The 25,570-nt window shown below is 47.8% G+C and carries 25 protein-coding genes; 16 read left to right on the top strand and 9 right to left on the bottom strand.

Annotated elements, in window-relative coordinates:
* Position 1 precedes the first annotated feature (1 nt).
* The 5 genes from pafA to RA156_RS10090 all read right to left on the bottom strand — a co-directional run bounded on the left by pafA (position 2) and on the right by RA156_RS10090 (position 5,471).
* Positions 2-1,708 carry an alkaline phosphatase PafA gene (pafA, locus tag RA156_RS10110; RefSeq protein ID WP_306639875.1) on the bottom strand — a complete coding sequence of 569 codons (1,707 nt, stop codon included), beginning with the start codon at positions 1,706-1,708 and terminating at the stop codon, positions 2-4.
* Positions 1,709-1,760: 52 nt separating this feature from the next.
* Positions 1,761-2,123, bottom strand: coding sequence for a fluoride efflux transporter CrcB (gene crcB / locus RA156_RS10105; protein ID WP_306639874.1), 363 nt, complete (start codon positions 2,121-2,123; stop codon positions 1,761-1,763).
* Positions 2,116-2,706 (bottom strand): phosphatase PAP2 family protein, encoded by a 591-nt coding sequence (locus RA156_RS10100; protein WP_306639873.1) that lies wholly within the window; start codon positions 2,704-2,706, stop codon positions 2,116-2,118. Before RA156_RS10100 ends, crcB begins: the two co-directional genes overlap by 8 nt.
* The gene (locus RA156_RS10095; RefSeq protein WP_306639871.1) at positions 2,703-4,481 is read right to left on the bottom strand and encodes an AMP-dependent synthetase/ligase; all 1,779 of its coding nucleotides are present in this window, start codon (positions 4,479-4,481) and stop codon (positions 2,703-2,705) included. Before RA156_RS10095 ends, RA156_RS10100 begins: the two co-directional genes overlap by 4 nt.
* Positions 4,482-4,613: 132 nt before the next feature.
* Positions 4,614-5,471, bottom strand: a complete 858-nt coding sequence (locus RA156_RS10090) for an ion transporter (protein ID WP_306639869.1) — start codon at positions 5,469-5,471, stop codon at positions 4,614-4,616.
* Between the two features lie 94 nt (positions 5,472-5,565).
* Between RA156_RS10090 and RA156_RS10085 the strand changes: the two genes are divergently transcribed.
* From RA156_RS10085 to RA156_RS10040, 10 genes are all read left to right on the top strand, one after another.
* Positions 5,566-6,864: a zinc-dependent metalloprotease gene (locus tag RA156_RS10085; protein ID WP_306639867.1), complete on the top strand. Its 1,299-nt coding sequence runs from the start codon at positions 5,566-5,568 to the stop codon at positions 6,862-6,864.
* A 29-nt stretch (positions 6,865-6,893) separates the two neighbouring features.
* On the top strand, positions 6,894-7,340 hold the full coding sequence (locus RA156_RS10080) for a hypothetical protein (protein WP_306639866.1): 447 nt from the start codon (positions 6,894-6,896) through the stop codon (positions 7,338-7,340).
* Between the two features lie 21 nt (positions 7,341-7,361).
* On the top strand, positions 7,362-7,991 hold the full coding sequence (locus tag RA156_RS10075; protein ID WP_306639864.1) for a response regulator: 630 nt from the start codon (positions 7,362-7,364) through the stop codon (positions 7,989-7,991).
* A 131-nt stretch (positions 7,992-8,122) separates the two neighbouring features.
* A complete protein-coding gene (locus tag RA156_RS10070) occupies positions 8,123-8,581 on the top strand; it encodes a T9SS type A sorting domain-containing protein (RefSeq protein ID WP_306639863.1) in 459 nt (152 codons plus the stop codon).
* Between the two features lie 18 nt (positions 8,582-8,599).
* The gene (locus RA156_RS10065) at positions 8,600-9,424 is read left to right on the top strand and encodes a hypothetical protein (protein ID WP_306639862.1); all 825 of its coding nucleotides are present in this window, start codon (positions 8,600-8,602) and stop codon (positions 9,422-9,424) included.
* 8 nt (positions 9,425-9,432) lie between these two features.
* On the top strand, positions 9,433-11,106 hold the full coding sequence (locus tag RA156_RS10060) for a S8 family peptidase (protein WP_306639860.1): 1,674 nt from the start codon (positions 9,433-9,435) through the stop codon (positions 11,104-11,106).
* A gap of 11 nt (positions 11,107-11,117) precedes the next feature.
* The gene (locus tag RA156_RS10055) at positions 11,118-11,555 is read left to right on the top strand and encodes a lipocalin-like domain-containing protein (protein ID WP_306639859.1); all 438 of its coding nucleotides are present in this window, start codon (positions 11,118-11,120) and stop codon (positions 11,553-11,555) included.
* A 164-nt stretch (positions 11,556-11,719) separates the two neighbouring features.
* On the top strand, positions 11,720-12,607 hold the full coding sequence (locus RA156_RS10050; RefSeq protein ID WP_306639857.1) for a 3-hydroxybutyryl-CoA dehydrogenase: 888 nt from the start codon (positions 11,720-11,722) through the stop codon (positions 12,605-12,607).
* Between the two features lie 22 nt (positions 12,608-12,629).
* Positions 12,630-13,691 (top strand): DNA polymerase IV, encoded by a 1,062-nt coding sequence (gene dinB / locus RA156_RS10045; RefSeq protein WP_306639855.1) that lies wholly within the window; start codon positions 12,630-12,632, stop codon positions 13,689-13,691.
* Positions 13,692-13,715: 24 nt separating this feature from the next.
* Entirely contained in the window at positions 13,716-14,684 is a 969-nt protein-coding gene (locus RA156_RS10040; RefSeq protein WP_306639853.1) for an L-threonylcarbamoyladenylate synthase, read from the top strand.
* Here the strand turns inward: RA156_RS10040 and RA156_RS10035 are convergent.
* From RA156_RS10035 to RA156_RS10025, 3 genes are all read right to left on the bottom strand, one after another.
* Complete coding sequence (locus RA156_RS10035) at positions 14,676-16,385, bottom strand: M3 family oligoendopeptidase (RefSeq protein WP_306639851.1); 1,710 nt, start codon at positions 16,383-16,385, stop codon at positions 14,676-14,678. The two genes, RA156_RS10040 and RA156_RS10035, sit on opposite strands and share 9 nt — an antisense overlap.
* A 100-nt stretch (positions 16,386-16,485) precedes the next feature.
* Positions 16,486-16,941, bottom strand: coding sequence for a DUF5606 family protein (locus tag RA156_RS10030; protein ID WP_306639850.1), 456 nt, complete (start codon positions 16,939-16,941; stop codon positions 16,486-16,488).
* 56 nt (positions 16,942-16,997) lie between these two features.
* The gene (locus RA156_RS10025; protein WP_306639849.1) at positions 16,998-17,438 is read right to left on the bottom strand and encodes a type I restriction enzyme HsdR N-terminal domain-containing protein; all 441 of its coding nucleotides are present in this window, start codon (positions 17,436-17,438) and stop codon (positions 16,998-17,000) included.
* Positions 17,439-17,461: 23 nt separating this feature from the next.
* Between RA156_RS10025 and RA156_RS10020 the strand changes: the two genes are divergently transcribed.
* The 5 genes from RA156_RS10020 (at position 17,462) to RA156_RS10000 (ending at position 22,781) form a co-directional block, all read left to right on the top strand.
* Entirely contained in the window at positions 17,462-18,235 is a 774-nt protein-coding gene (locus RA156_RS10020) for an AMP nucleosidase (protein ID WP_306639848.1), read from the top strand.
* Positions 18,236-18,238: 3 nt separating this feature from the next.
* On the top strand, positions 18,239-19,273 hold the full coding sequence (gene holA / locus RA156_RS10015; protein WP_306639846.1) for a DNA polymerase III subunit delta: 1,035 nt from the start codon (positions 18,239-18,241) through the stop codon (positions 19,271-19,273).
* Positions 19,274-19,295: 22 nt separating this feature from the next.
* The gene (gene hemE / locus RA156_RS10010) at positions 19,296-20,318 is read left to right on the top strand and encodes a uroporphyrinogen decarboxylase (RefSeq protein ID WP_306639844.1); all 1,023 of its coding nucleotides are present in this window, start codon (positions 19,296-19,298) and stop codon (positions 20,316-20,318) included.
* Positions 20,319-20,329: 11 nt separating this feature from the next.
* Complete coding sequence (locus RA156_RS10005) at positions 20,330-21,505, top strand: OmpA family protein (protein WP_306639843.1); 1,176 nt, start codon at positions 20,330-20,332, stop codon at positions 21,503-21,505.
* A gap of 142 nt (positions 21,506-21,647) precedes the next feature.
* Positions 21,648-22,781, top strand: coding sequence for an OmpA family protein (locus tag RA156_RS10000; protein ID WP_306639840.1), 1,134 nt, complete (start codon positions 21,648-21,650; stop codon positions 22,779-22,781).
* Here RA156_RS10000 and RA156_RS09995 read toward each other — a convergent pair.
* Positions 22,760-24,118, bottom strand: coding sequence for an MFS transporter (locus RA156_RS09995; RefSeq protein WP_306639838.1), 1,359 nt, complete (start codon positions 24,116-24,118; stop codon positions 22,760-22,762). The two genes, RA156_RS10000 and RA156_RS09995, sit on opposite strands and share 22 nt — an antisense overlap.
* Before the next feature lie 77 nt (positions 24,119-24,195).
* On the opposite strand from RA156_RS09995, the gene lhgO reads away from it, so the two are divergent.
* Positions 24,196-25,413 carry an L-2-hydroxyglutarate oxidase gene (gene lhgO, locus RA156_RS09990; protein ID WP_306639835.1) on the top strand — a complete coding sequence of 406 codons (1,218 nt, stop codon included), beginning with the start codon at positions 24,196-24,198 and terminating at the stop codon, positions 25,411-25,413.
* The last annotated feature ends 157 nt before the right edge of the window (positions 25,414-25,570 follow it).

Here is a 25,570-nt window from a genome sequence, read left to right as displayed (position 1 = left end):
CTTATTCGAAGATTTCGTCGATTACCTCACCAGTACAACCCGTAGGCTGCGTGATTCTAAGCAAGCGAGCAATAGTTGGTGCGATATCGCGGATATGAGTCGTGCGTGCAATTTCTTCCCCCTTCGGAATTTGAGCTCCGAAGAAGATCAACGGCACATGCGTGTCATAGCTGAACGGAGAACCATGAGTAGTTCCTTGGAAACCGTATTCGATGTATCCAGGACGAACCAAGAGAATCACATCCCCTGATCGTTGTGGATGAATCCCGCGCTGAACATTACGGAGCGGTAGTTCATCATAATCCTGTTCTAAGAATTCTTCCTTCGCCAAGGCAGCGTATACCTCAGGCTGCTTCATCGCTACCGAAATCACAACCTCAGAGATGTCATCCATTTCTATGTTGCGGTCAGCCATGAGCTCCTGGTCGAAGAAGAATTGATCGTTCGAGTAATTTTTTACCCAATCACCTTTCCCAAACTCTGCCTGCAGTGCGGCATCAACATCGTCAAGCATGGCTTGCGCTTTCCAATAGCCACCAGGCATTTTGTTGCTTTCCATGTAGCTCGGTACGGGAGCTCCGCCGTGATCTGCAGTCAAGAAGACGGTGTATTCACCTTCCCCCACATTCGCATCGAGGTAGTCGAGCAGACGTTTGATTTCAAGGTCTAAGCGCAAATAAGTGTCTTGAACCTCCATCGATTGCGGACCAAATTGATGTCCAGCGTAGTCTGTGTTCGAGATACTGATTGCTAAAAGATCGGGCTGGTCATCTTGACCCATTTCTTCGGCCTCCATGGCAGCAATGGCAAAGTCAATACTAATCGTAGCTCCATGCGGAGACCCCTTGATGAGGTTGTAGCGATCTTCCGTAATATCACTCCAGTCGTATGGGAAAGCTGCACGAGTTTGTCCTTGATATGGAGCTTCATACGGATTGTTATCAATGTAGCTTTCATTGTACGCCGAAGCATCCTTGAGCAGATCCCATCCCTGTGAGACATACTGTTCTGACAGCTTTCGATTGTTGAATTCAACCACCCAAGGAGGTAGTGTGTCCATGTACCAATCACTGGTCACAAAGTTCCCTTCGTCTTTGCCAATGAACCAGTAAGCTCCAGTGGGCTTGCCACCGGCAGGTAGAATCGCTCCACGATCTTTCATAGATAGAGCAATGACCTTGCTTTGGAATTGATTGCTGAGCATCAACTCATCAGCAATCGTTGTAGTCATTAAACGGTGGGGTGACATGCGTCCGCTTTTCTTCGCCGTACCCAAACCTCGTGTTGACTTGTCTTTCGCACAGTAGACCATTCCTTCTTCGCGATCGAACCAATCGTTGGCTATGATACCGTGCACTGCCGGGGTTGTTCCCGTGTAAACAGATGCGTGACCAGGACCTGTGTAAGTTGGTGCATAGCTGTAATGATGGTCTGAACAGAAGAATCCATCTCCCACAAGGCGTTTAAATCCACCTTCGCCAAAGTCATTCCAATAGCGGTAGAGGTAATCCGTTCGCATTTGATCAACCACAATACCAACGACCAATTTCGGACGTCCGGCCATCAAATCGTTGGTTTCATTATCCATGATCAATTCCACCTTAAGAGGCGGCGGCGGCGGGGGCGCATCCTGAGAAGTATAGATGACTTCGTTTCCTCCGCACGAAAGCAACAATAAAGCAGAAGCGGTTAGTAGTAGGTTTCTCATGGTTACGAGATTTGGGGCAAAGTTACATTCCGCCGTTAGGCGAGAAAGCAATTCACAATTTCTTTACAATCATCCAAGCGATGAAGGCACATCCTATGACACTAATGAGCACATTGGCTAAGGCAAGGCCGGTGTGTCCTGAAGTGTACAATTTCACGGTGTCAACAGAGAAGGTGCTAAAGGTGCTGAAGCCACCACAAAAGCCTGCGATGACGAGTGCTGAAAGCCATGAAGGCGTGCTGTCAGAGTTACCCCAAAAGCTCAAGGCAAATGCGAGAATAGCTGTGGCACACACGTTGGCAATCAGGGTTCCTATAGGGAAATCACCCATGATATTCACGGTTCCCTTGCCAATCAAATAGCGTATTACACTACCGATTCCACCTCCAATAAATACGGCGAGAAGATTAGGCATTCCTTGCTTGGTATTGCAGGCCCAAGTTAGTTAAGCGTGTGGTACCAAGTGCAATCAAAATGCCGAGAATTGCCCCACAAAGTATATCACTAGGGTAGTGCACCCCGAGGTAGATGCGGGTATAAGCGATCAACGCCGCCCAAATAAAGAGCCAGCGATACTTACGAGCGCGGCCTAACATAATGAATACGAAGGTCGCGATGCCGAAGTAATTTGTGGCATGTGAAGAAAGGAAACCGTACTTACCGCCACGGTATTCATTGCCATCGAAGTCAGTCACAGTTTGGACTTGTTCCCCAATAACCAAATGGTGAGTTGGACGATAGCGTTTGATTTGAAGTTTGAATAGGCGATAAGAGATCAGGTCGCTGGCCGCTACGGTTAACGCGATGCCAAGTACAATAACCATGAACTGCTTTCCACCAGGGTACTTCTTATAGAGTGCATACACCAAAAAGGCCAGGATCGGAATCCAGAACCACATTTTGGTCATGGCGAACATCGGTTGATCGAGCCAGTCGGCACGAAGTGAGTTCAAAAAGAGTAAGAGCTCCTGATCCCAGGATTCGAGTTGTTCGATCATGGGTCAACGTAGATCTTCTCGATTACGTCAGCGTATTTCGAAAGGATCGGCTTACGCTTCAACTTGAGGGTAGGAGTCAACTCACCACCTTCAATCGAGAAAGGCTCTTTGAGGTATTGCACCTTCTTCACTCTTTCCCAGGTTCCGTAAGGCTCCATCAATCGATCAATATCTTCTTGGATGCGTGCTTTCACACGAGGATCACATGCGTCAACATCGTCAACTGTCCATTCAATGTCGTGACGACGACACCATTCTTTCAAAGCATCAAATGCAGGAACGATCAATGCACTCGGGTGCTTACGTGCTTCTCCGATAACCATGCACTGCTCGATGTAAAGTGACTCTTTTAGCGAGTTCTCAAGTAGCTGTGGAGCTACATACTTACCTCCAGATGTCTTGAAGATCTCTTTCTTACGGTCAGTGATCCGCAAGAACCCGTCATCTACCACACCAATATCACCGGTGTGGAACCAACCATCTTTGAGTACTTCATTGGTTTTCTCTTCGTCGTTGTAGTACCCCATCATGACGTTAGGTCCTTTGCAAAGGATCTCACCGTCTTCGGCGATCTTTACTTCGACGTTCTTGATTGGCTTACCTACGCTACCAACGCGAAGCATGCCATCACTATTCAATGTGTTCACCGAGATGACTGGTGACGTTTCTGTCAATCCATACCCTTCATAAACTGGAATGCCTGCTCCATTGAAGAAACGAGCTAGTCGTGGCTGTAGCGCAGCACTACCAGAAGCGACGGCTTCAATTTCTGTGAGACCAAGCGCTTCTTTCACCTTCGAGAAAACCAGCTTGCGAGCAATCTTCAACTTAAACTCGTAGAATGCTCCGTTCTTTCCTTCTGGCTCCCATTGCAGTGCTAGGCCAACGGCCCAAGCAAAGAGCTTAGACTTCACCCCACCTGCTGCTGCTCCTTTCGCTACAATTCCGTCGTAGAATTTCTCAAGTAGACGAGGTACCGCAGTAAACATCATTGGCTTCGAGTGGAAGAGGTCTTCTTTCACTGTTTCCAAGCTTTCTGCGAAGTAGATCGTTGCTCCGTTGTAGATGTACAAGTAGTGGAGCATACGCTCGAAGATGTGACACACAGGTAGGAAACTACAGGTGCGGAATCCCCGGTCAGATACTTCTGGGAGTCGCTCACAACTGTCAATCGCATTACTAGCGATACAGTTATGGCTCAACATCACACCTTTTGGAAGTCCTGTGGTACCTGAAGTATAAATGATTGTCGCCAATTCAAGAGGATCCACTCCTTCACGAATGCGCTCTACTTCCGAGTTATCGTCTCCAGCGCCAGCGTCCAAGACTTCTTTCCAATTCTTTGCCCCTGGAACTTCTTCGTAGGTGTAAACATTCTTCATCGAAGGAACCTGTCCACGGATACTTTCTACTTTTTCGAATAGTTCTTGATTCGAAACGAAGCAATGCGTGATTCCAGCATGGTTGAAGATGTACTCATAGTCCGAAGCCGACATCGTAGGGTAAATAGGAACGTCAATGGCTCCGATCTGAAGAATAGCGTGGTCAGAGATATTCCACTCCGTGCGGTTGTTGTGTGAAATCAAGGCGATTTTTTCACCTGGCTGCACTCCCAGCTTGAGCAGTCCGCGGGACATAGCATTCATCTGGTCGACGAATTGTTGTGTCGACCACGTTTGCCACTCACCGTTGACTTTCGAAGTCATCATGACCTCGCGTGGGAATTTCTCTAACTGATATAATGGGAAGTCGAATAAGCGCTTCGGCTGTTCCATGGATATTTTCTTTACTCGGTTCTCGAAATGGGTAGTCGGATACTCATCTATCGTAAAATCCTACATGATAAATGAGTAGTGAGGAAATATACGTCAAAAAGTTCCTGATTGTTCATCATTACTAACGCACGATCAGAGCTTTTCGCCACAAAATTTGCAGAAAATGGCATCGTCAGCATGTCCTTCTCGTGAACAGCTGCTGCATGACTGGGTATTGGTGTGATTAAATTCAGTGCGCGCTAACTCTGAAGACACGATTCCCGTAGGCACGGCCAGAATTGAATAACCCAAGATCATAATCACCGATGCCAAGAATTGTCCGAAGGCGGTAGCCGGCGCGATGTCACCATAGCCGACGGTAGTCAGCGTCACGACGGCCCAGTATATACTTCGCGGAATGCTCGTAAATCCAGCTTCAGCGTCTTCAATAATGTACATCAAGGTACCCAAGATGATCACCAAGGCCACCACTGTCATCAGGAAGACAGCGATCTTTCGTCGAGAGGCCCGCAAGGCTTCTCCTAAAACACGCGCTTCTCTAAGGAAACCAATCAACTTCAGGACACGGAACACACGCAGGAGTCGTAATATTCGAATCACCAGCAAGGAACCTGAACCTTGAAGGAAGAGCCCCAGGAAAGTTGGGATGATCGACAAGAGGTCAACCAAACCAAAGAAGGAGAAGACATAACGCAATGGCTTCTTGACTGATACCAGTCGGGCGATGTATTCAATGGTGAAAACGATCGTGAACGTCCATTCCAAGATTTGAAGCAGGTTGCCGTATTTCTCTTTGATTTCGACAACACTTTCCAGCATTACCACCATGACACTGGCTACGATTAACCATAGCAGTGCAATGTCAAATCGCTTACCTGCAGGAGTATCCGCTTCGAAGATAATCTCGTGAACGCGAGCTCTCCAATCGTCCTCTGCAGCAGGCTCAAAATCCCTTTGCAATCCTTTTTTTGTTTGATCTCCGGTCGACATGAGAAACAATTTTCGCGTAAATTCAGCGAACTTTCACTTACTAGGACTGTCTTTTTTCCACTAGCTATGTGAATAGTCGGAAACGCCAAACAACATGAGAAACTACATTTTAGCCGTTTTATGCTGCCTCTTCGTGGGCAATGCATTCGCCCAAGAAACACATTACTGCGGTTTTGATCTCGCCCTTCGAAAGATTGCTGAACGTAACCCAGAATTCCAAGATGCTTGTCAAGCTCAGCACCTCGATGCGGCGCGTGCAGCAAAGGAATCAAGCAATTCAAGAGCTACTGTTTACGAGATCCCAGTAGTATTTCACATCGTTTGGAATACGGAAGATCAGAACCTTCCTGATGAGGTCATTTTTGATCAGATGGAAGTGTTGAATGCCGATTTCCGTCGCCTGAACGAAAACGCATCTGAAACACGTGAAGAATTTTTACCCTTCGCTGGTGATGCTGAACTAGAATTCGTACTTGCTGATGTAGATCCAGACGGCAACCCTACAGATGGTATTGACCGTGTAGAAACAGATAGAGAAGACTTCTTCTTTGACCTCCTAAGCACCGAAATCACCCTCGATGAAGTGAAATTCACCGAGACTGGTGGTGTAGACGCATGGGATCCTGATCACTACCTCAACATTTGGGTATGTAACATCACCGCAAACTTCGGCGCACAGCTCTTCGGTTTTGCCTACCCTCCATTTGGAGCGGAGAACTGGGATGGTTTCTTTGATGAAATTCCAGAAGGAGTTGAAGGTGTTGTACTCTACTACCCAATCGTAGGAAGCAACAACCCAGTAGCCGGAGACGATAACTTCCCTGGCAATGAAGGCGGACGCACACTCACACACGAAGTAGGTCACTACCTCGGACTGCGTCACACATGGGGTGATGGGTTCTTCGATGGGTGCTCTGTTGATGACGGAATTGAAGACACACCAACGATCGAAGTATCGAACAACTTTGCGTGCAACTTCAACCAGAATACCTGTGACGACGGTATGGGAGACCTACCTGATAACAGCGAGAACTACATGGACTACAACCAGGATGATTGTGTCAATATGTTCACCAATGAGCAGATCGATATGATGCGCTTCAATCTCGAGACTTTCCGTCCGGAATTAATTGAAGGACAAATCGTCTCGGTAGAGGAGAAGGCCATCAACCGCCTGGAGATGTACCCGAATCCATCAAACGGCTTGATCACGCTGACTGGGTTGAGCAAAGGAAATCTATCCGTGATTGACACCTTTGGAAAGCAGGTCATGCAATTCCAAGTAAATGGAGCTACGATACAAATTGACCTCAGCTCCCTTGCTGCAGGTTCATACATTGTACAATTCAACGACGGAGAATTCACTGCTCAAGAACGCCTAGTTCTGCAATAAAGAGGCATCTTTGCAGAAATCTTAGAGCTATGAAATTCACTTTGCATCTCTTAGTAATTCTTTTCGCCGTTGGCGGAATGATGTCATGCCAGAAATACGAAGAAAACCCTCGCTTTGTCTTCTCTTCAAAGAAGGCTCGTCTTTGTCAAGAATGGAATCACAGTGATTTCCAAGTGAATGGTACAGATCGAAACAACTATGTGATTGCATGGGAGTTCGAATTTGATCGTGATGGCGGAGTGATTGAAAGCCGTCACCTTTGGTCAGGATTGCTTCCTGATGATCAAAACCAGTTTACTCGCCTTGGAAATTGGGAGTGGATTGACAGCAAGCGCTCTATCCGTGTGACCTTTGATGATGGTGAAGTCATCGACTACGAAATCCAAAAGCTGGTAGAAGAAGAACTTCACTTTGACACTCTGGTTGAAGGGGAGAACGGATTGGAGAAATGGGAGTATAAGTTCTACTCCAACTAAGAATCACTTATCTTTCCACTCATGATACGCGTGGGTGTTACAGACGATCATCAGCTCATCCTCAACGGGATTAGCGACCTCCTGCAATCTATTGATGACATTCAAGTAGTAGGGAAGTGGCTTTCGGATGCCGCTACCCGAAAAGGATTCGAGGAGGAGGTACCTGACGTTTTATTGCTTGATATCAACCTCCCTGACGGAGACGGTATCGAATTGTGCAAGGTCTATAAGAAAGAGCATCCTGAAATGAAGATCATCGCCTTGACTACTTTCAATCAAGCGGTCATGGTGCGTAATATGATGAAGAACGGTGCTTCTGGTTACTTATTGAAAGACACCACGCAAGAAGAACTCATTTCCGCGATTCGCGAAGTGATGGAGGGGAAAGAATACCTCCAAAGCAAAATAAAAGACATCCTGCTTCAAGATGCACTCGGGAAACCTAGCGTTGGATACATTCCTAAACTTACACGCCGAGAAAAGGAAGTATTGGAATTGGTGATCGACGAAATGACCACTGCTGAGATTGCAGAAAAACTCTTCATCTCTCCTAAGACAGTGGAAAGCCATCGCCTCAACTTGATTCAAAAGTTGGGAGTCCGAAATACAGCCGGACTAGTGAAGGAGGCCATCAACAAAGGACTGGTTTAAGTCTCTTTTCCTCCTTTTTCTGACCCCTCTCTAAAGTACTAGGGGAAAACCCTGAATTCTCTGAACGAAGACTTCACCTGATGTTTAGCGCCCTTTACTGACGCAGCTTTGTGATGTAAAACAAACACATCATGAAGTCACTCCTAACGCTCTTATTTGTCGCCTTTCTGACCCAGGTTTCTGGTCAGGAAGTTATCGCTACGGCGGGCGACTATTTCGACATGGGAACCTACACCTTCAGTACTACGATTGGTGAACCGGTTACCGAAACATTCACTGCTTCAGAAACGCACCTTACACAAGGCTTTCAACAGCCTGTAGATGCTGAGATCATCATCTCGGTAGATGAGCAGTGGATTACCACAATGAAAGTATGGCCAAATCCTACACAAGGTGAACTGAACCTTCAAGTAGAGATCGGTACTGCAGAACTCCAACTATTTAACCTGAGTGGACAATTGCTGATGAATGAAATCGTGAATAGCGATTACCAGCGATTCGACATTTCACACCTCCCTTCAGGGAGCTACGTGGTGCGCCTCGTGTCAGAAGGCAAGGTGGCCACAGAACAAATTCAAAAGATCAACTAATCACCCAAACTGAATATCATGAAATCACTATCACTAACCCTTTTCGCCATTCTCTGTGCCATTTTCACAGTGAATGCTCAGACTCCAGAGTCTTTCAAATATCAAACGGTTGTACGTACCGCTGATGGCAGCGTTGTTTCTGACCAAAACGTTTCGTTCTACCTCGAAGTACACATGGATGGAAACACGTGGTACGAGGAGACGCAGGACGTGCAAACCAATGCCTACGGACTAGCTTCTTTCGCAGTGGGAGAGGGAGACACAGAAGATGAATTTGATAATATCGATTGGTCCATCGGAACGGCAACATTGGTTGTCTCAGTTGATGTTACTGGTGGAACTGATTACGTAGAGATGGGTACTTCAGTACTTCACTCTGTACCCTACGCGCTGTATGCGAAAGAAGTAGAAAACACTGACGACGCTGACGCGGATCCGAACAACGAGATCCAAACGCTCACACTGAATGGTTCTACACTTTCTATTAGCGGTGGTAATTCTGTTGAGCTTCCTGAAGCTGATGGCGCTAGCGCGGAAGAAGAAGAGCTTGCGAAAGCGTGGGTGAATGTGCCGATTCTCGGGAACCCCAACTTGGCTTTTGACGGGTTTAACGTAACGACTGTTTCGAAGGTATCGACTGGAGTTTACGTGATCACTCTTCAGCCTGGTCTATTTGGTGTAGCTACGAACCCAGCAGTGGTTTGTACAGTGAACAATGATCTCGCACCAGGATTCGCAATCCCAACATTCTCTTCGGCACCGTCACAGGTGACAGTTCGTACTTACGACGCTAGCGGAAACCTATCAGACCGCGGATTCAGCCTCATCATTCACGGTAAATAAGCACAGACATGAGAACGCTACTTACACTCACACTCAGCACTTGCTTGATGCTTTCTGCGGTAGTATCACAAGCACAAGAAGATAAGCGCAGTCGATTCGATCGTAACCTCTCTAAGGAGATGCCAACGAACCCAAATCAACTGGAGCGTCCAAAGCCATCGCAAGATCATCAAGGTGAAATCTTCGACTTCAGCTTTCTTGATCCAGGTATCCGTTGGTATGCGATTGAGAACAAAGACAACGATCGTTACTGGGAGCATGTCAACACAGAGCGCCTTTGGATCGAGTTGGAAATCGGATTGGACACCAACTCTCCAGCGATCAAAGAATACCTCGAAGCCAACGGTCTAGATAAGGTATTCCGAAGCAGCATGAACAAGTCGGTTTCGAACTACTACGTATTTGAGATCGAAGGCGGAACGAAAGAAGACATCCTTTCAATGGTATACAACGCCCTAGAAGTGGAAGGGATTCTGTTCGCGGAGCCAAGTGTATTCTATACGAACTTCTTCACACCAAATGACCCGTACTGGGGAAACCAATGGGGACCATACAGCATCTACGCTGATGAGGCATGGAACACGACAACAGGAGGATCTTGGAATGTCATTGGAGTGATTGACGACGCCTGTGATTACACCCACGAAGACCTCTGGAACCAAGTTCAGTATGGTTGGGATTACGGTTTTAACGACGCTGATCCTTACCCAGATTGGGATGATCAGACGCACGGAACGCACGTGACAGGTACGATTGCTGCTACTATTGATAACGGCATCGGAATCGCAGGTATGGTGAACGATACAGTCTACTTCGCGAAAGTGACTGACGGAAGCTACACTCCGCAAACACCTTTCTTTAGCGACGCTGCTATTGTTGATGCGATCTACGACATGGCCGATAGCGATCGCATTGGCGTGATCAACATGAGCTTGGGTTCTGCTGCTGGAAGCGCGGCTTTGGAAAACGCTTGTGCTTATGCATGGAACCAGGGAAAGTTCCTTGCGGTGGCATCGGGTAATGATGGTACCGGTGTCATCGCTTTTCCTGCTGCTTACGAAGCTTGTACAGCGGTAGGTTCAATTGGAACCGACGGACAAAACCTCTACCTCGCATATTACTCACAGTTCGGTGCACAGCAAGAAGTGTGTGCACCCGGAGGAGATGACCAAACTGGTTGGACCATCCTCTCCACCTACCCAAACAATGACTACGTGGGGCTTCAAGGAACCTCAATGGCTTGTCCGCACGTGGCGGGGTTGGCTGGATTGATTTTAGCGATCAACCCAAGTCTATCGAACCTTGATGTACGAAACATCTTGGCGAGTACGGCTTTCGATTTTGGGGATGCCGGTTGGGATCAGCTTTTCGGCTACGGAATGGTCAATGCGCAATTGGCTGTGGAAACAGCACAAGACGTGATCGTTTCGGTAGAAGACGAAGCGGTGATTCAAGTGAATCTGTGGCCAAATCCGGCGAATGAAACCGTGCGTTTCTCCTTCGCGAATGGGGTGCAGCCAGAACAGATTTTCTTGCTTGACCTTCAAGGAAGAACGGTTGATGTTCCCGTGAATGCAACAGCAAGAAGCATTGATACATCAGGCCTGCCTTCTGGGGTCTACCTATTCCGCGCTAGCGTAGAAAATCAAATTATCACTCAACAGATCATCATTCAACACTAAATACATTCATCATGAAAACTATTGTTAGAACAATCACACTTATGTCGTTGGCTGCCGCTTTTGCTCTCACATCATGTGGGAAATACGAAGACGGACCCGGAATCTCACTTCGTTCAAAGAAAGCGCGTCTCGTTGGCGAGTGGCAGCTTGAGGAGTTAGAAATCGAAGGAACAGATTACACTGCCGACGTGAACCGATGGGAATGGGAATTCAAAGACGATGAAGAGTTCCGTTACTCTCTGCAAATTGAGGGATTCGACACCTATGCACCTCAAGGTGAATGGTCATTCAGCAACAATAAAGAGGAAGTAGAGCTCACTTTTGATGACGGTGACCGTGTAGACCTGGAAATCAAACGTCTGACCAATTCTGAGCTATGGTTCGAATTCACTGAAACCTACGATGACGGTAGTACCGAATTATGGGAACTCAAGCTTGAATCGAAGTAAACGTGCAGCCAACCTCGCCCATCACATACTCTTCTTAAACTGGGGTCATGTGGAAAGCGGGTTGATTTTCTAACGAGAGGGTGGTCTTGGACCGCCCTTTTCGTTTTGCTTGAAGATCAGTTCTTACGATCTTGCAGCGCATTTCAATTTAGAATCAAGATTCAATGAAGAATATTACTGTCATCGGAGCAGGTACCATGGGGAATGGAATCGCTCATGTCTTTGCTCAAAGTGGGTTCAACGTAAACCTGGTTGACATCTCTCAAGAAGCACTGGATCGCGGATTGGCGACCATCACGAAGAACCTTGATCGCATGATCAAGAAAGAGAGAATTACAGAAGCTGATAAGAACGATACGCTCGGCCGTATCGCCACACATACTTCACTTGCCGAAGCTGCGGCCTCTGCTGAACTGATCGTAGAAGCAGCAACGGAAAACGTTGATCTCAAGCTGAAAATCTTCAAAGACATGGATGCCAATGCACCAGAAGGATGTATCCTAGCCACCAATACTTCGTCGATTTCTATCACGAAGATTGCGGCCGTTACTGGACGTCCAGACAAGGTGATTGGAATGCACTTCATGAACCCAGTGCCAATCATGAAATTGGTAGAGGTGATTCGCGGATACGCTACTTCTGATGAGGTGACAGAGAAGATCATGGCTTTGAGCAAAGATCTTCGTAAGGTGCCAGTTGAGGTGAATGATTACCCTGGTTTCGTTGCGAACCGCATCTTGATGCCAATGATCAATGAAGCGATCATCACCCTACACGAAGGTGTGGCTGGAGTTGAGGAAATCGACACGGTAATGAAGCTCGGTATGGCGCACCCAATGGGACCATTGCAGCTAGCTGACTTTATCGGGTTGGATGTTTGTTTGAGCATCATGAATGTATTGTACGACGGATTCGGAAATCCGAAGTACGCACCTTGCCCATTGTTGGTGAACATGGTGACAGCTGGAAACCTCGGTGTGAAGAGCGGCGAAGGATTCTACTCATGGGGACACGGGACAAAAGACCTGATCGTCTCTCCAAAGTTTAGCTAAACCCAAGAATAACACTCCTCAGATGCGTAAGGTGATCCATGTTGACATGGATGCATTTTACGCATCCGTGGAGCAACGCGATAATCCCGATCTTAAGGGAAAGCCTGTGGCTGTAGGCGGCTCTCGTTCAAGAGGCGTCGTTGCTGCTGCGAGTTACGAAGCACGTCAGTACGGCGTGAGATCAGCCATGCCTTCTGCCTTGGCTGCGCGTAAATGTCCAGATCTTATTTTCGTTCGCCCTCGTTTTGAGGTGTACAAAGAGGTGTCGATGCAGATCCGAGAGATATTTCATCGCTACACGGATCTCGTTGAGCCATTGGCCTTGGATGAAGCTTTTCTGGATGTGACCCAAAACAAGCCGGGGCTGCCATCAGCCACCCTGATTGCAGAAGAAATTCGCCAAGCCATTTTCGAAGAGACCAATTTGACCGCTAGCGCGGGAATCTCCATCAACAAGTTCATCGCCAAGGTGGCGACAGATATCAATAAGCCGAATGGTATCACGCTAGTTGCGCCTGATGATGTAGATCGCTTTACGGCAGAGCTTCCCATCGAAAAGTTCTTTGGCGTAGGGAAGGTAACGGCAGAAAAGCTCAAGCGTATGGGCATCAATAAGGGCGAAGATCTAAGACGGTTTAGTCGTCCGGCGTTGGTCCAGATTTTCGGGAAAAGCGGAGGCTATTACCACAACATTTGTCGAGGCATTGATGATCGTCCGGTCAAAGCTCACCGCGTGCGAAAGTCAGTAGGCGCCGAACGCACCTTTGGTGAAGACATCGCTGAACTCAGCGAACAGGAAGAGGCCATTTTAAAAATCGCTGAAGAGGTGTCACGACGCGCTGCGAAAGGGGAGTACAAAGGGCGAACCATCTCCATCAAATTGCGCTACAGTGACTTTACGACTCACACGAGAAGTCGCAGCCTTGAAGAGTTCACCAACGATCAACAGACTTTGCAAGAGGTGGCCATAGAACTTCTTCGCGAACACCCGAGGGAACAGGCTTTTCGCTTGTTGGGGGTGACCCTTTCTAATCTAAATACGAAAGGGGAAGCGAGTGGAGGGCAGTTGACGCTTGACTTTTGAATTCGAACTATCTTCGCGAACCCTGTGCAAACGCAAACCTTCCATATCACCCCCTCCAATATCGATCAAGTCCAGATTGATCAAGCAGCTGCGCTGATTAAAGCCGGAGAGCTGGTGTCGTTTCCGACGGAGACGGTGTATGGTTTAGGGGGCAATGCGCTTTCTAGCGCTAGCGCGGAAAAGATCTATGCTGCGAAAGGAAGGCCTTCTGACAATCCTTTAATCTTGCACGTTGCTAATGTTGATGAGGTGGCTAATTACGCTGCTGAGGTGCCTGATGAAGTGTACGCCCTGGCGAAGGCGTTCTGGCCTGGTCCTTTGACGGTTGTCTTGAAGAAGAAGGATATCATTCCTGACGAAAGCACGGGAGGACTGGATACGGTAGCAATTCGTGTTCCAGATCATCCGATTGCTTTGGCTTTGATTCAGGCGGCGGGCTGTCCATTGGCGGCGCCGAGTGCGAACTTGAGCGGGAAGCCTAGTCCGACGACAGCGGAGCATGTGTTGGAAGATTTGAATGGACGAATCGCAGGGGTTATTGATGGCGGACCCACTTACATCGGACTTGAATCTACCGTGCTTGACCTAGCCCATGGTGCCCCAGCCATCCTTCGTCATGGAGGAATCAGCGCTGAACAGCTGAAGACACATCTTCCCAACCTCAAGACTTCGAATGAAAATGCGGCGCATTCTCCGGGTACTCGCTACCGTCATTATAGTCCGAATGCGAATGTGAGCTTGATTTCTGATTTCGCTAGCGCGGAATTGCGAACGTGGCTAGAGGAAAAGCAAGCCGTGTATATCGGCCCGCAAGAATTGGGCAACCCGCACATTCAATTGAGCGGTGCCGAGGCCTATGCACAGAATATCTTTGCCTTGTTGCGTCAACTTGATCAGCGCGGGGTACAACACATCGCGATCGAATCGATCGACGAATCAGGTTTAGGAAGGGCGGTGATGGATCGTCTCCGTCGTGCAGCAGGCTTAAGCTAGTTTCGCTAGCTCGCCTTGAACGAAGGCCGCCAATTCTTTGATGTAATCCACAGAGAAATCAAATTTGATTCCCGCGGTAGCGTAGATGTCACCAATTGTACGCGTGTAGCCTAGTTCAAGCGCTGCTTTGAATTGGTTGAGTGCTTTGGTTGGATCCTCCTTGTAGTTTCTCCAGACAGCAATCGCACCCAATTGAGCCATACCGTACTCGATGTAGTAGAACGGCACTTCAAATAAGTGCAATTGGCGATGCCAGCGGTAGTGGCGTCCTTCTTCCATGCCACTCCAATCGATGGCATCGAATCCGAAACGTGTTTCAAGATCCATCCATGCTGCTTTACGCTCTTCGCGCGTGTGCTCTGGGTTCGTGTAAATCCAGTGCTGGAAAGCATCGATCATCGCGATCCAAGGCAACATGCTGAGGATGTCTTCGAGGTGTTCGCGTTTCGCTCTTACGAGTTCATCGTTATCTGTGAAGAAAACGTTCCAGTGATCTAAGCTGATCAACTCCATGCTCATGCTGGCCAATTCAGCTACCTCAGAAGGACAACCCTTGAATGAAGTCAATTCAATTGGATGGGTGAGTACGCTATGCACAGCATGTCCACCTTCGTGCATCATAGTCACGAGGTCACGTGTGGTACCCACGGCGTTCATGAAGATGAATGGGATACCTGATTCGTACAACGGGTAGTTGTAACCACCAGGAGCTTTTCCTTGCTTGGAAGCCAAGTCAAGGTATTTCATGTCTTTCATGGTGCGCAAACAGTCACCAAAGAAAGGATCAGTCTTTTCGAAGATCTCAATCGAACCATCGATCAATTCTTCTGCCGTGTTGAATGGCTTGAGTGGCGCACGTCCTTCGGTATCCACACTCAAATCCCACGGACGTAGCTTGTCGAGTCCTATCGCAGTGCGACGCTTCTCTACAATCGAAGTAGCGATCGGCATCAAAGCGTTCTCGATACTATCGTGGAAGTTGAAGCAGTCTTGTGGGGTGTAATCAAAACGCCCCATGGCTGCGAATTTGAAGTCGCGGTAATTCTCGAAACCAGCGTTGGTTGCCATTTCATGACGCAGCTTCACAAGCTCGTCAAAGATGCCTTCAATCTTGTCAACGTCAGTTAAACGACGCTCTTGCATCGTCTTGAATACTTTTTCGCGGAGTTCTCGATCAGTACTTTGAAGCTTCTGACCTGCTTGCTGCATGGTGAGTGTTTCACCTTCCCAGTCAATGGTCATCGCTCCGGATACACCGCCATACTCCTGCGCAAGTTCTTGCGCTTTTGTCTGCAGTGGAATATTCTCTTCTCTAAATAATTCAATCGAACGGTTGATCCCGCGCAAGTAGATGCGGAAGGCTTCACCATCCAATTGATCAGCCATCGGGTGCTGTGCAATCTTCTTATTCAGCTGATCTGAATAAGGCGCCATGTGCGGCTGAATCTCAGTCACAAACTCTTTGTAGCGGTTTGAAGCCGCCTCATCCGTCGTATCAATGGTCATTCGGATGTACCTCCAAGCAACGTTCTCTTCGAGGAAGGCCTCGAATTCGCTCAAGTCAGCCAACCATTGACGCAAGTCGTCAAGGAAAGGAAGTTCACGAGCAACCAATTCATCATAGATCGGTTTCAGATCGTCCCAGCTGTTGATCTCTTTGTCTTCAGCTATGAAACGGCGTGGCTTTTTTTCTACAACCATGATAATAGAGTGAGAATTAGAGTTAGAATGAGAATGAGAATGAAGGTGAGAATTAGAATGAGAATTAGAATTTTAAGATGGTTTGATCCATCTCAATCTCTTATTCTCCTTTAGATTCTACTTCTTCTTTTCCTTCTTCCTTTAATTCTTCCTCTACCTCTTCTTTTGTTTCTTCCTCTTCGAAGGCTCCGTTAACATGGAGGATGTTGTACCATTGGAAGAGCTTCTTGAGGTCACTATCGTATACGCGGTCGTGATCCAACTCGTCGAGGAGTTCGTTCAGGAATGAGCGTAGTTCTTTCGGGTCATCCTTGTGAGATGGTCCTTGTTCTCCACCTGTTTTCTCGTACATCATGTCGAATACCTCTCCAAGAGGTACATCTTCTTCGATGGTGAAGATGGCGATATCGCCGAGGGCACTGATCTTGTGCGTAGCAGATACAGGCATTTTCTTACCGTCTACCATTGATTCCACGATCAATCGTGCTCCATTATTCGAGATCATGCGGAAGAGTCCTGACTTTCCGCTAATAGCTAGAATATCGTTTAGTTCCATGTGGTGCTGAAAATTTTAGCGTTGCAAAAGTACGAGATTGGTTCCGCGCTAGCGACTTAAAAAGGATAAACAGGGATATTTTCTTGAAAAGTCATGGCTCCGTCAGCGTCAGTATGCAAGGCAAAGTGCTGCAATCCATTGGTTAACAGGATGTGAGGGACGCGAAGTTGACTGTTATAGCGAGCTGCTTGATCGATGGTATCCTGGGTAATCGAAATGCTAGGAGCCTTGCACTCAACAAGGAGGAAGGGGTTCCCTTGTGGATCAAAAACAACAATATCAGCACGCTTTGACATACCATTGATCTTCACCAAACGTTCTAGACTAATAAGTCCGGCAGGATAACCGAAGGCGCAGAGGTACATGGCAAAGTGCTGTCTGACCCATTCTTCAGGGGTCAACACGAGCCATTTCTTGCGAAAGGTGTCAAATATTTGTGTTTGCCCTTCTACCCGCTTAAGTTTGAATGGGTGAGGAGGGAGATTCAATTCCTGCACATCACAAAGGTATAATTCAAACTATGGAGTCGAAGAAAGAGATTGTAGAGAACTGGTTACCGCGGTATACCGGAATGGAATTGGAAGATTTTGGTGAGTACATTCTACTGACCAATTTCGATAACTACGTAACGAAGTTTGCGGAGTGGAAGGGAGTAGAGGTCAACGGACGTGATCGTTCGATGCCGAATGCTACCTCGGAAAACGTCACGCTTATCAACTTCGGAATGGGAAGTGCCAATGCCGCTACGATTATGGATCTTCTTTCGGCAATCACACCAAAGGCAGTACTCTTCCTTGGAAAGTGTGGTGGATTGAAACGCAAGAACAAGCTTGGTGATATTATTCTTCCGATTGCCGGTATTCGCGGGGAAGGAGCCTCAGATGACTACTTCCCACCAGAAGTGCCGGCACTACCTAGTTTCGCGCTTCAGCGTGCCATTTCTTCTACCGTTCGCGACCATAACATTGATTACTGGACGGGAACCGTATACACCACCAACCGTCGCGTTTGGGAGCACGATGAAGATTTTAAGGAATACTTGAGAGGTATTCGTGCTACGGCGATTGATATGGAAACAGCGACCTTGTTTTCAGTCGGTTTCGCTAATAAAATTCCCATCGGAGCGCTGTTGTTGGTGAGCGACCAGCCGATGGTTCCAGACGGTGTAAAAACTGAAGAAAGCGATGCCAAGATCACACGGAATTTCGTTGATTTGCACCTGAAAATCGGAATCGAGGCCTTAGCTGAATTGCAGAATGAAGGGCGATCGATCCGACACCTCCGTTGGGACTAGATCATGGCGAAAAAATCAGGTACATCTTTCGAAGACTTACGCAGTGCGATTCAAAGTCGCGACTTCAAACCCGTCTACCTTCTTCAAGGAGACGAAGCGTGGTTTATCGATGAGCTGGTATCTGATTTTGAAAAGTATACGCTCGAAGAACACGAGCGCGATTTCAACATGTCGATCTTCTACGGGAAAGACAGTTCCATTGAACAAGTAGTATCTGCTTCGCAACGATTCCCCATGATGGCTGAACGCCAATTGGTGATTGTCAAGGAGGCGCAAGATTTAGATGGTTGGCGTCGTGAAGCTGACCGAGATTACCTCCAGAAGTATTGCGAAAATGCGACACCAACCACGGTGTTGGTCTTTGCGCATAAGTACAAGAAGCTAGCAGGGAACACCAAAGTATTCAAGGCCTTGGCTGCCGTAGGAGAAGTGTTCCAAGCCGAGAAGATTTCTCAAGATCGCCTTCCAGGATGGATCGTAGCTCAAGGAAATCAGAAAGGAATCAACATCTCTCAGGAGGTGGCCTTTATTCTTTCTGAGTATTTGGGTAGTGACCTGTCAAAAGTGATGCATGCCATCGAAAAGCTGCAATTCACGGTAGGAGATACGGAGACCATCACTGCGGCACACGTGGAGAAGTACATCGGTATTTCGAAAGACTACAATGTGTTCGAATTGCAGACGGCTATTGCTTCAGCTGATCATGTGAAGGCGAATCAAATCATGAATTATTTCGCGGCGAACCAAAAGGAACACCCGATTTACATGACCTTAGGCTTTCTATTCTCTTTCTATTCGAAGTTGATGATCTATCACGGAGAAAGAGATAAGTCGAACAACAATGTGGCCAGGAAAATGAAGCTACCCTGGCACGTAGTTGACAGTTATCGCGCGGCTGCGGCGAATATTCCAGAGCTCAAGACCATGCAGAATATCAGTGTCTTACGTAAGTATGACAAGGTGGTCAAAGGAATGGCCGGTGGTACGATGCCAATGTTAGATCTACATCGACAGCTCATTCAGGAGCTAATGAATTAAGTGAAACCGTACTTTTGCACCCATGCAATTGAAGAATGACCTGCTTCTTCGTGCAGCTCGGGGTGAAAAAACCGAGCGCACACCTGTTTGGCTTATGCGCCAAGCGGGAAGAATCCTCCCAGAATATCGTGCTGTCCGCGAGAGCTTAAGTGGCTTTAAAGAGTTGGTGGAAACACCAGAGCGTGCTGCAGAAGTTACCATCCAGCCAGTAGATCTGCTTGGTGTAGATGCTGCCATTATCTTCTCTGATATCCTTGTGATTCCTGAGGCGATGGGCTTGCCCTATGAGTTGGTAGAGAAGGTAGGACCGCGTTTTCCTGAAGTAATTAATTCCCGAAATGACCTCAATCGTCTCCATTTGGTGGAACCAGAGGAACATTTGGGTTACGTGCTTGACGCGATCAAGATCACGAAAAAGGAACTTGACGGGCGTGTGCCATTGATCGGATTCGCAGGCGCACCGTGGACTATCCTTTGTTATATGATCGAAGGAAAGGGGACCAAAGCATGGGCTAAAGCACGTCGTTTGCTATGGGAAGATGAGGTCTTGGCACGGACCTTGCTTGAACAGATCACGGAGGCTACTATCGTCTACCTCAAAGCGCAGGTTGCTGCCGGGGCAGACTTAGTACAAGTCTTTGACAGTTGGGCAGGTGTCTTGAGTAAAGAGCTCTACAACAAGTTCGCCATGCCTTACATGAAACGTATCTGTGATGCCATCACGGAAGTACCGGTAACGGTATTCGCCAAGGGCGGCGGACACTTCTTCGAAGACCTGGCGACACTGAACTGTGAAACGCTCGGTTTAGATTGGAATATCGCTCCTGAACGCGCTCGTGAAATCGTTGGAGATACGAAGACACTACAAGGAAATCTCGATCCAAGTACGCTTTATGGTACACACGATCAGGTGATTGAACATACAAAAGAGATGCTGCGCCGTTTTGGCGGCCACAGGCATATTGCTAACTTGGGCCACGGTGTCTATCCTGACATAGACCCGGAGAGAGTGAGGACCTTTATTCAAACAATCAAAGAATACTAACAATCATGAATATGAAGCGAATGCTACTCTTGTTCGCGATGATTGCTGCTTCTGTAGCTATGATCGCTCAAGATGAAGAGGAAGACATCAACCTAGTTCCGAACGGAGATTTTGAGTCGGCAAACACAAAACCACTGAAGTCTTACGGTATGCTAGACGACTTGTGCGACAACTGGTACAGTGCAACGAAGGCACCTGCAGATCTTTTTGCTGCTGGTATCCGTTCTGAGAAGGTGAGCATTCCTGAGAACTCTTTTGGTAATCAAGAAGCGGCAAGCGGGGATCTATACGCTGGTTTCCGTGCCTACACAAAAGACAAGAAGAAAACACGTTCGTACATCGCAGTGGAGCTGAAAGATGATCTTGAAAAGAACCAGATGTACTGTGTTGAATTCAAAGTGTCACTTGCTGACCTTTCGAAGTACGGCGCGAACTACATCGGAGCGGCATTCGTTGACCGCAAGACGATTCAGCCGAATACAGGGGCAATGGTGCGTGACTTGAACGACATTCACATTAAGCACCGTTCAAATAAGCCAATCACTGTACAAGACGGATGGGAAACGATCTGTGGGGTGTTCGTTGGAACGGGCCAAGAAGAGTATATGATGATCGGTTGTTTCGGATCTGATCAAGACCTTGAGCTTCCTAAGATGAAGCGTCCTCGTGATGTGACTGGGGTTCAGACTTACGATGCGTACTACTACATTGACGATGTCAAGGTATACCCTATCGAAGCGAAGTCTCAGTGTTCATGTGATCCTGCTGCTGACCGTGCACCAGATTTGATCTACGGTTCTTCTACCGTGATTGACGAAAACATGTCTGATTCTGAAATCGTAAGTGTTTCAGCTGTGTACTACGCTTCTATGAAGAAGTCATTGACTTCTGCTGGAATGAAGACACTTGATGAAATGGTTCGCATCCTAAACGATAACCCAGATTGGAAACTAGAGGTGATCGGACACTGTGATAACGATGAGTTTGATGAAGCGAAAATCAACGTACGTTACCGCGATCTTGGTAAACAACGCGCTGAGCAAGCCGTTCGCTACCTCGTATCGAAAGGCATTTCAGAAAGTCGTTTGATTACACTCACAAAAGAGAATACTGATCCTGCGAATACTCGTCCTACGGACTTGAGTAAAGCACAGAACCGACGCGTGGTCTTTGTGATCCGCAAGTAGGTTCAAATGAATAGATTGAAAAGGCCATCCATAACGGATGGCCTTTTTTCATTGGCACACTTTGTGTTTTCAACAAACTAAGGTGGGCGCTTCTACCGTTAAGGATGATGAAGCGTTATGAAAATTCAGACCTTCACACGCAATGCACAAGTTGATCACTTTCTTTCTGTTGCTGGCTATCGCCGAAGGCATCTCTGCTCAAAACTTGGTCCGTAATGGCGGATTCGAGGAGAAGAAGTATTGTCCGACGAGCTACAACACCACGAGCCTCAAAACCCTCGAAGGCTGGAAACAACCTTCAGAGGCTACACCTGATCACTTTGATTTGTGCAACACCAACAAGGCTGGAGTTCCAAAGAATATTGCAGGTTCTCAGCCAGCATTCGAAGGGGACGCCTACGCCGGTCTTGTTACTTACACTTCCACAAAAAGAAATTACCGCGAGTACATTCAAACCAAACTCACCCGCAAACTAGGCGCCGGTGAAATGGTGTGTGTGGAATTTTGGGTAAGCACGGGAGACCTCGCGTTGTATGTCACCGACGGCATCGGAGCCTACTTCACCCAAAGTGCCGTTCGCGGACAAGGACAAAAGCTTATCGAAGCTGACGGACAAATGGTCAACCCACGTTTGCACATTGTGGATTACACAGATCAATGGGTGAAACTCTCAGATACATTCACCGCGAAAGGAGGGGAGCAGTACTTGACCATTGGAAACTTTAAGAGTGATAAGCAAATCAACAAGCTCAAGCGCACAGCTCTAGAAGGCGCAGATGAATCAAGTAATTGGGCCTATATCTACGTTGATGAGGTGAATGTTTATTCCGTGAAGACCCGAGAGGAATGCAGCTGCGTCAACGATAAGATCCGTGGTGAAGTGCATGATCCACCTCTCCAATTGGAGGAAATGACGGAGATCAGCCTAGAAACCGTCTACTTCGCCTTTGATGATTCAACCCTTACAGAGGAAGCCAAAGTGAAGCTGGAAGAGACGTCAGCCATGCTGCGTCGCAACAAGTACATGATTGTTCGTGTGAACGGACATACCGACGTCATCGGTCGTGAAGGACATAACGTGAAGCTCAGTGAGCACCGAGCGCGTGCGGTGATGAATTACCTGAAGTACTTAGGCATTGACCCGGTGCGTCTCCAGCTAGAATGGTACGGAAGTGATGATCCGGCGGCTGACAATGATACCGCGGAAGGAAGAGCTCAAAACCGACGAGTGGACTTCGCCGTCTTGCGAAGAAATTACGTGCTCGTCGAAGATTGAGGTGTGAATCCACCTTGACGAGGAATCCACAAGAGAAGGAGTAGACCGATCGTAAAGAACACGATCAACGAGAGTACTGAGTTTCTCATAGAACCCGTGATTCCTTCAATGTACCCAAAGGAGAACATACCGATCACAATCCCAATTTTCTCTACTACGTCATAGAAGCTGAAGAAGGAAGTATGGTCTTCCGTTTCCGGCAGCAACTTTGAGTAGGTACTTCGACTGAGTGCCTGCGTTCCTCCCATCATAAATCCAATCCATCCTGCCGCGAAGAAGAACTCATTCGGCGTATCTACTACCACAAAGGCGAAGATACATACGGCAATCCAACTCATCAATGCGATGATCAACATGTTGATGTTTCCAAGGGAAGCAGAACCACGGGCGAAAAGCCATGCACCTGGAATAGCAATCAACTGTACGAGGATAATCGCAATGATCAACTGCGCCGTTTCCAATCCAACTGAAGACTGCACGAGTGGAGGGAATACTCCATGTCCGACACCTGATGGGTCAGAGATCACAAAGACCTCTTTCATGCCGAAGAACTGCGCCATGAGCATGATGGTTTGCACCGCCATACTAAAGACGAAGAAGGCGAGGAGGTAACGCTTTAAGCGCGTCATGCCTTGCATTTGATTCCATACGGAACGTAGCTCTTTGAATCCTTTGGTCCAGATGGCTTGTCGCGGAGCGTTCTGTCTGCTGCTGCGCGGAAGTTTACGGAAGGTGATTTGTGCGAAACCAGCCCACCAAACGGCCACCATAATGAAGGCCCAAGGGGTAAGGTCATCGCTGATGACCATGATCATCACGAGGTTAATAACCAGAAGGAGAACACTACCTACATACCCCCAGACAAAGCCTTTGGCGCTGAGTTTATCTTGATCTTCAGGCGCGGCAATCTCAGGGAGATAGGCGTTGTAGAAGACAATGCTATTCCAATACCCTAGGCTTGCTAAAAAGGCGCCCAGCATGCTCCACTCGAGATGCGCGGTATCGAAGAAGTAGAGTCCAGCACAGCCCAATGATCCGATGTAGCAGAAAAGTTGAAGGAAGAGTTTTTTCCTTCCCGTCACGTCTGCGATACCACTCAGCATTGGACTTAAGATGATTACCATGATCAGTGATGCGGCAATCACGTATGAATAGAGTTCGGTGTTTACGAAGCTAGCGCCGAAGAATTCCACCATGGTGCTTCCATCATCAGCGGTTGTCTTCGCATTGTAGAAGATCGGGAAAATGGCCGTTGAGATGACCAAAGCGTAGGTGCTATTCGCCCAGTCATAGAAAGCCCAGGCTTTTTGAATTCCGGCGTTTTTTCGCTCACTCATTGCAGCACAAGGTAGTTTGATTCCATTTGACTTACAATAACTCAGTCTGCATTAACTTTGCGCAAAAATTATTTCCCTTGGAAAGAGTCTTTGACATTATCGTTGTCGGTGGAGGTATTGTTGGCGCGGCCACTCTCTACAAACTTCAAGAACGCAATCCGAACCTGAGCATCCTCCTCCTCGAAAAGGAGAACGCCTTGGCGAATCATCAAACTGGTAACAACAGTGGGGTGATCCACTCAGGTATTTACTACAACCCTGGATCGAACAAAGCGATCAACTGTGTCAAGGGGCGTCGTGAACTGGTTAAGTTCGCTCAAGAGTACAACGTACGTCACGACGTGTGTGGAAAGATCATTGCCGCAACCGACGAAAAAGAACTTCCGCACCTTGAGAAAATCATGCGCCACGGGAAAGAGAACGACATCGAAGACATGGTGCGCGTGACGGCAGAAGAGGTGAAGGAAATTGAACCGTTCTGCGAATCGATCGGAGGTATCCACGTGGGATGCACGGGGATCATTGATTTCCGCGGAGCGACTGAAAAGATGGCGGAGGTAGCGAAAGCAAAGCAAGCCAAGACCGAAGTGAAACTCGGCGAAGAAGCTACCTCATTCGAACGCGTAGGTGATGAGACGATTGTCAAGACTAACAAAGACACTTACCGCGCAAAGTACCTCGTTTTCTGTGGCGGACTTCAAGCAGACCGTCTCGCAAAGAAAGATGGCGTCAAGCTAAAAGAGAAAATCGTTGGCTTCCGAGGAGATTACTACGAGTTGACAGAACAGGCGAAGCACAAAGTGCGTCACTTGATCTACCCGGTTCCCAACCCTGATTTCCCATTCCTTGGGGTACACTTCACTCGCATGGTCAATGGCGATATCGAATGTGGACCAAACGCTGTCTTCACCTTCAAACGCGAAGGCTACGGCAAAACAGATTTCGACTTAAATGATACTGTAGACGCTCTCACATACGGAGGAACATGGCGCCTATTCATGAATAACGTCCGCTTCGGTATCGACGAGTACCGTCGTGCTTTCTCGAAGAAACTCTTTCTTCAAACCCTGCAACGTCTCATCCCATCCCTCACCATGGATGACATCGAACCCGGTCGAGCAGGTGTCCGCGCACTCCTCCTCCGCCAAGATGGAGACACCCGCGACGATTTCCGTATCGAGTACACAGACCACAGCATTCACGTCTTGAACGCACCATCACCAGCAGCCACAGCATCGTTGGCGATTGGGGAGCAGGTAGCGGAGATGGTGGAAGCACGTTTCCTTCAAGGGTAGGAGTTTTTATCCGGCGTCCGGCGTCCGGCGTCTGAGGAACGCGGATTGCGGATCGCGGTGAATAGCTACATTTCGCACTGAATTCCGATTTCATGAGACAGATCTATCTCTAAAAAAGTAGAATGATCGTAACTATTGAATGGTCCTTTAGCGGTGC

Source organism: Sanyastnella coralliicola (assembly GCF_030845195.1).
In the GTDB taxonomy this organism is placed as follows: Bacteria; Bacteroidota; Bacteroidia; order Flavobacteriales_D; family Sanyastnellaceae; genus Sanyastnella; species Sanyastnella coralliicola.
The sequence above is the reverse complement of the archived record's forward strand: the minus strand, read 5'-3'. Positions and strand labels throughout refer to the sequence as shown.

What these genes read in the sequence shown, in the direction of transcription:
- RA156_RS10095 (WP_306639871.1), bottom strand. Translation starts at nt 4,481, where the DNA reads ATGGAACAGCCGAAGCGCTTATTCGACTTCCCATTATATCAGTTAGAG.
- RA156_RS10055 (WP_306639859.1), top strand. Translation starts at nt 11,118, where the DNA reads ATGAAAACTATTGTTAGAACAATCACACTTATGTCGTTGGCTGCCGCT.
- RA156_RS10050 (WP_306639857.1), top strand. Translation starts at nt 11,720, where the DNA reads ATGAAGAATATTACTGTCATCGGAGCAGGTACCATGGGGAATGGAATC.
- RA156_RS10075 (WP_306639864.1), top strand. Translation starts at nt 7,362, where the DNA reads ATGATACGCGTGGGTGTTACAGACGATCATCAGCTCATCCTCAACGGG.
- hemE (WP_306639844.1), top strand. Translation starts at nt 19,296, where the DNA reads ATGCAATTGAAGAATGACCTGCTTCTTCGTGCAGCTCGGGGTGAAAAA.
- RA156_RS10090 (WP_306639869.1), bottom strand. Translation starts at nt 5,471, where the DNA reads ATGTCGACCGGAGATCAAACAAAAAAAGGATTGCAAAGGGATTTTGAG.
- crcB (WP_306639874.1), bottom strand. Translation starts at nt 2,123, where the DNA reads ATGCCTAATCTTCTCGCCGTATTTATTGGAGGTGGAATCGGTAGTGTA.
- RA156_RS10035 (WP_306639851.1), bottom strand. Translation starts at nt 16,385, where the DNA reads ATGGTTGTAGAAAAAAAGCCACGCCGTTTCATAGCTGAAGACAAAGAG.
- RA156_RS10060 (WP_306639860.1), top strand. Translation starts at nt 9,433, where the DNA reads ATGAGAACGCTACTTACACTCACACTCAGCACTTGCTTGATGCTTTCT.
- RA156_RS10000 (WP_306639840.1), top strand. Translation starts at nt 21,648, where the DNA reads ATGCACAAGTTGATCACTTTCTTTCTGTTGCTGGCTATCGCCGAAGGC.
- pafA (WP_306639875.1), bottom strand. Translation starts at nt 1,708, where the DNA reads ATGAGAAACCTACTACTAACCGCTTCTGCTTTATTGTTGCTTTCGTGC.
- RA156_RS09995 (WP_306639838.1), bottom strand. Translation starts at nt 24,118, where the DNA reads ATGAGTGAGCGAAAAAACGCCGGAATTCAAAAAGCCTGGGCTTTCTAT.
- holA (WP_306639846.1), top strand. Translation starts at nt 18,239, where the DNA reads ATGGCGAAAAAATCAGGTACATCTTTCGAAGACTTACGCAGTGCGATT.
- RA156_RS10020 (WP_306639848.1), top strand. Translation starts at nt 17,462, where the DNA reads ATGGAGTCGAAGAAAGAGATTGTAGAGAACTGGTTACCGCGGTATACC.
- RA156_RS10070 (WP_306639863.1), top strand. Translation starts at nt 8,123, where the DNA reads ATGAAGTCACTCCTAACGCTCTTATTTGTCGCCTTTCTGACCCAGGTT.
- RA156_RS10030 (WP_306639850.1), bottom strand. Translation starts at nt 16,941, where the DNA reads ATGGAACTAAACGATATTCTAGCTATTAGCGGAAAGTCAGGACTCTTC.
- RA156_RS10100 (WP_306639873.1), bottom strand. Translation starts at nt 2,706, where the DNA reads ATGATCGAACAACTCGAATCCTGGGATCAGGAGCTCTTACTCTTTTTG.
- RA156_RS10065 (WP_306639862.1), top strand. Translation starts at nt 8,600, where the DNA reads ATGAAATCACTATCACTAACCCTTTTCGCCATTCTCTGTGCCATTTTC.
- RA156_RS10005 (WP_306639843.1), top strand. Translation starts at nt 20,330, where the DNA reads ATGAAGCGAATGCTACTCTTGTTCGCGATGATTGCTGCTTCTGTAGCT.
- RA156_RS10080 (WP_306639866.1), top strand. Translation starts at nt 6,894, where the DNA reads ATGAAATTCACTTTGCATCTCTTAGTAATTCTTTTCGCCGTTGGCGGA.
- dinB (WP_306639855.1), top strand. Translation starts at nt 12,630, where the DNA reads ATGCGTAAGGTGATCCATGTTGACATGGATGCATTTTACGCATCCGTG.
- RA156_RS10085 (WP_306639867.1), top strand. Translation starts at nt 5,566, where the DNA reads ATGAGAAACTACATTTTAGCCGTTTTATGCTGCCTCTTCGTGGGCAAT.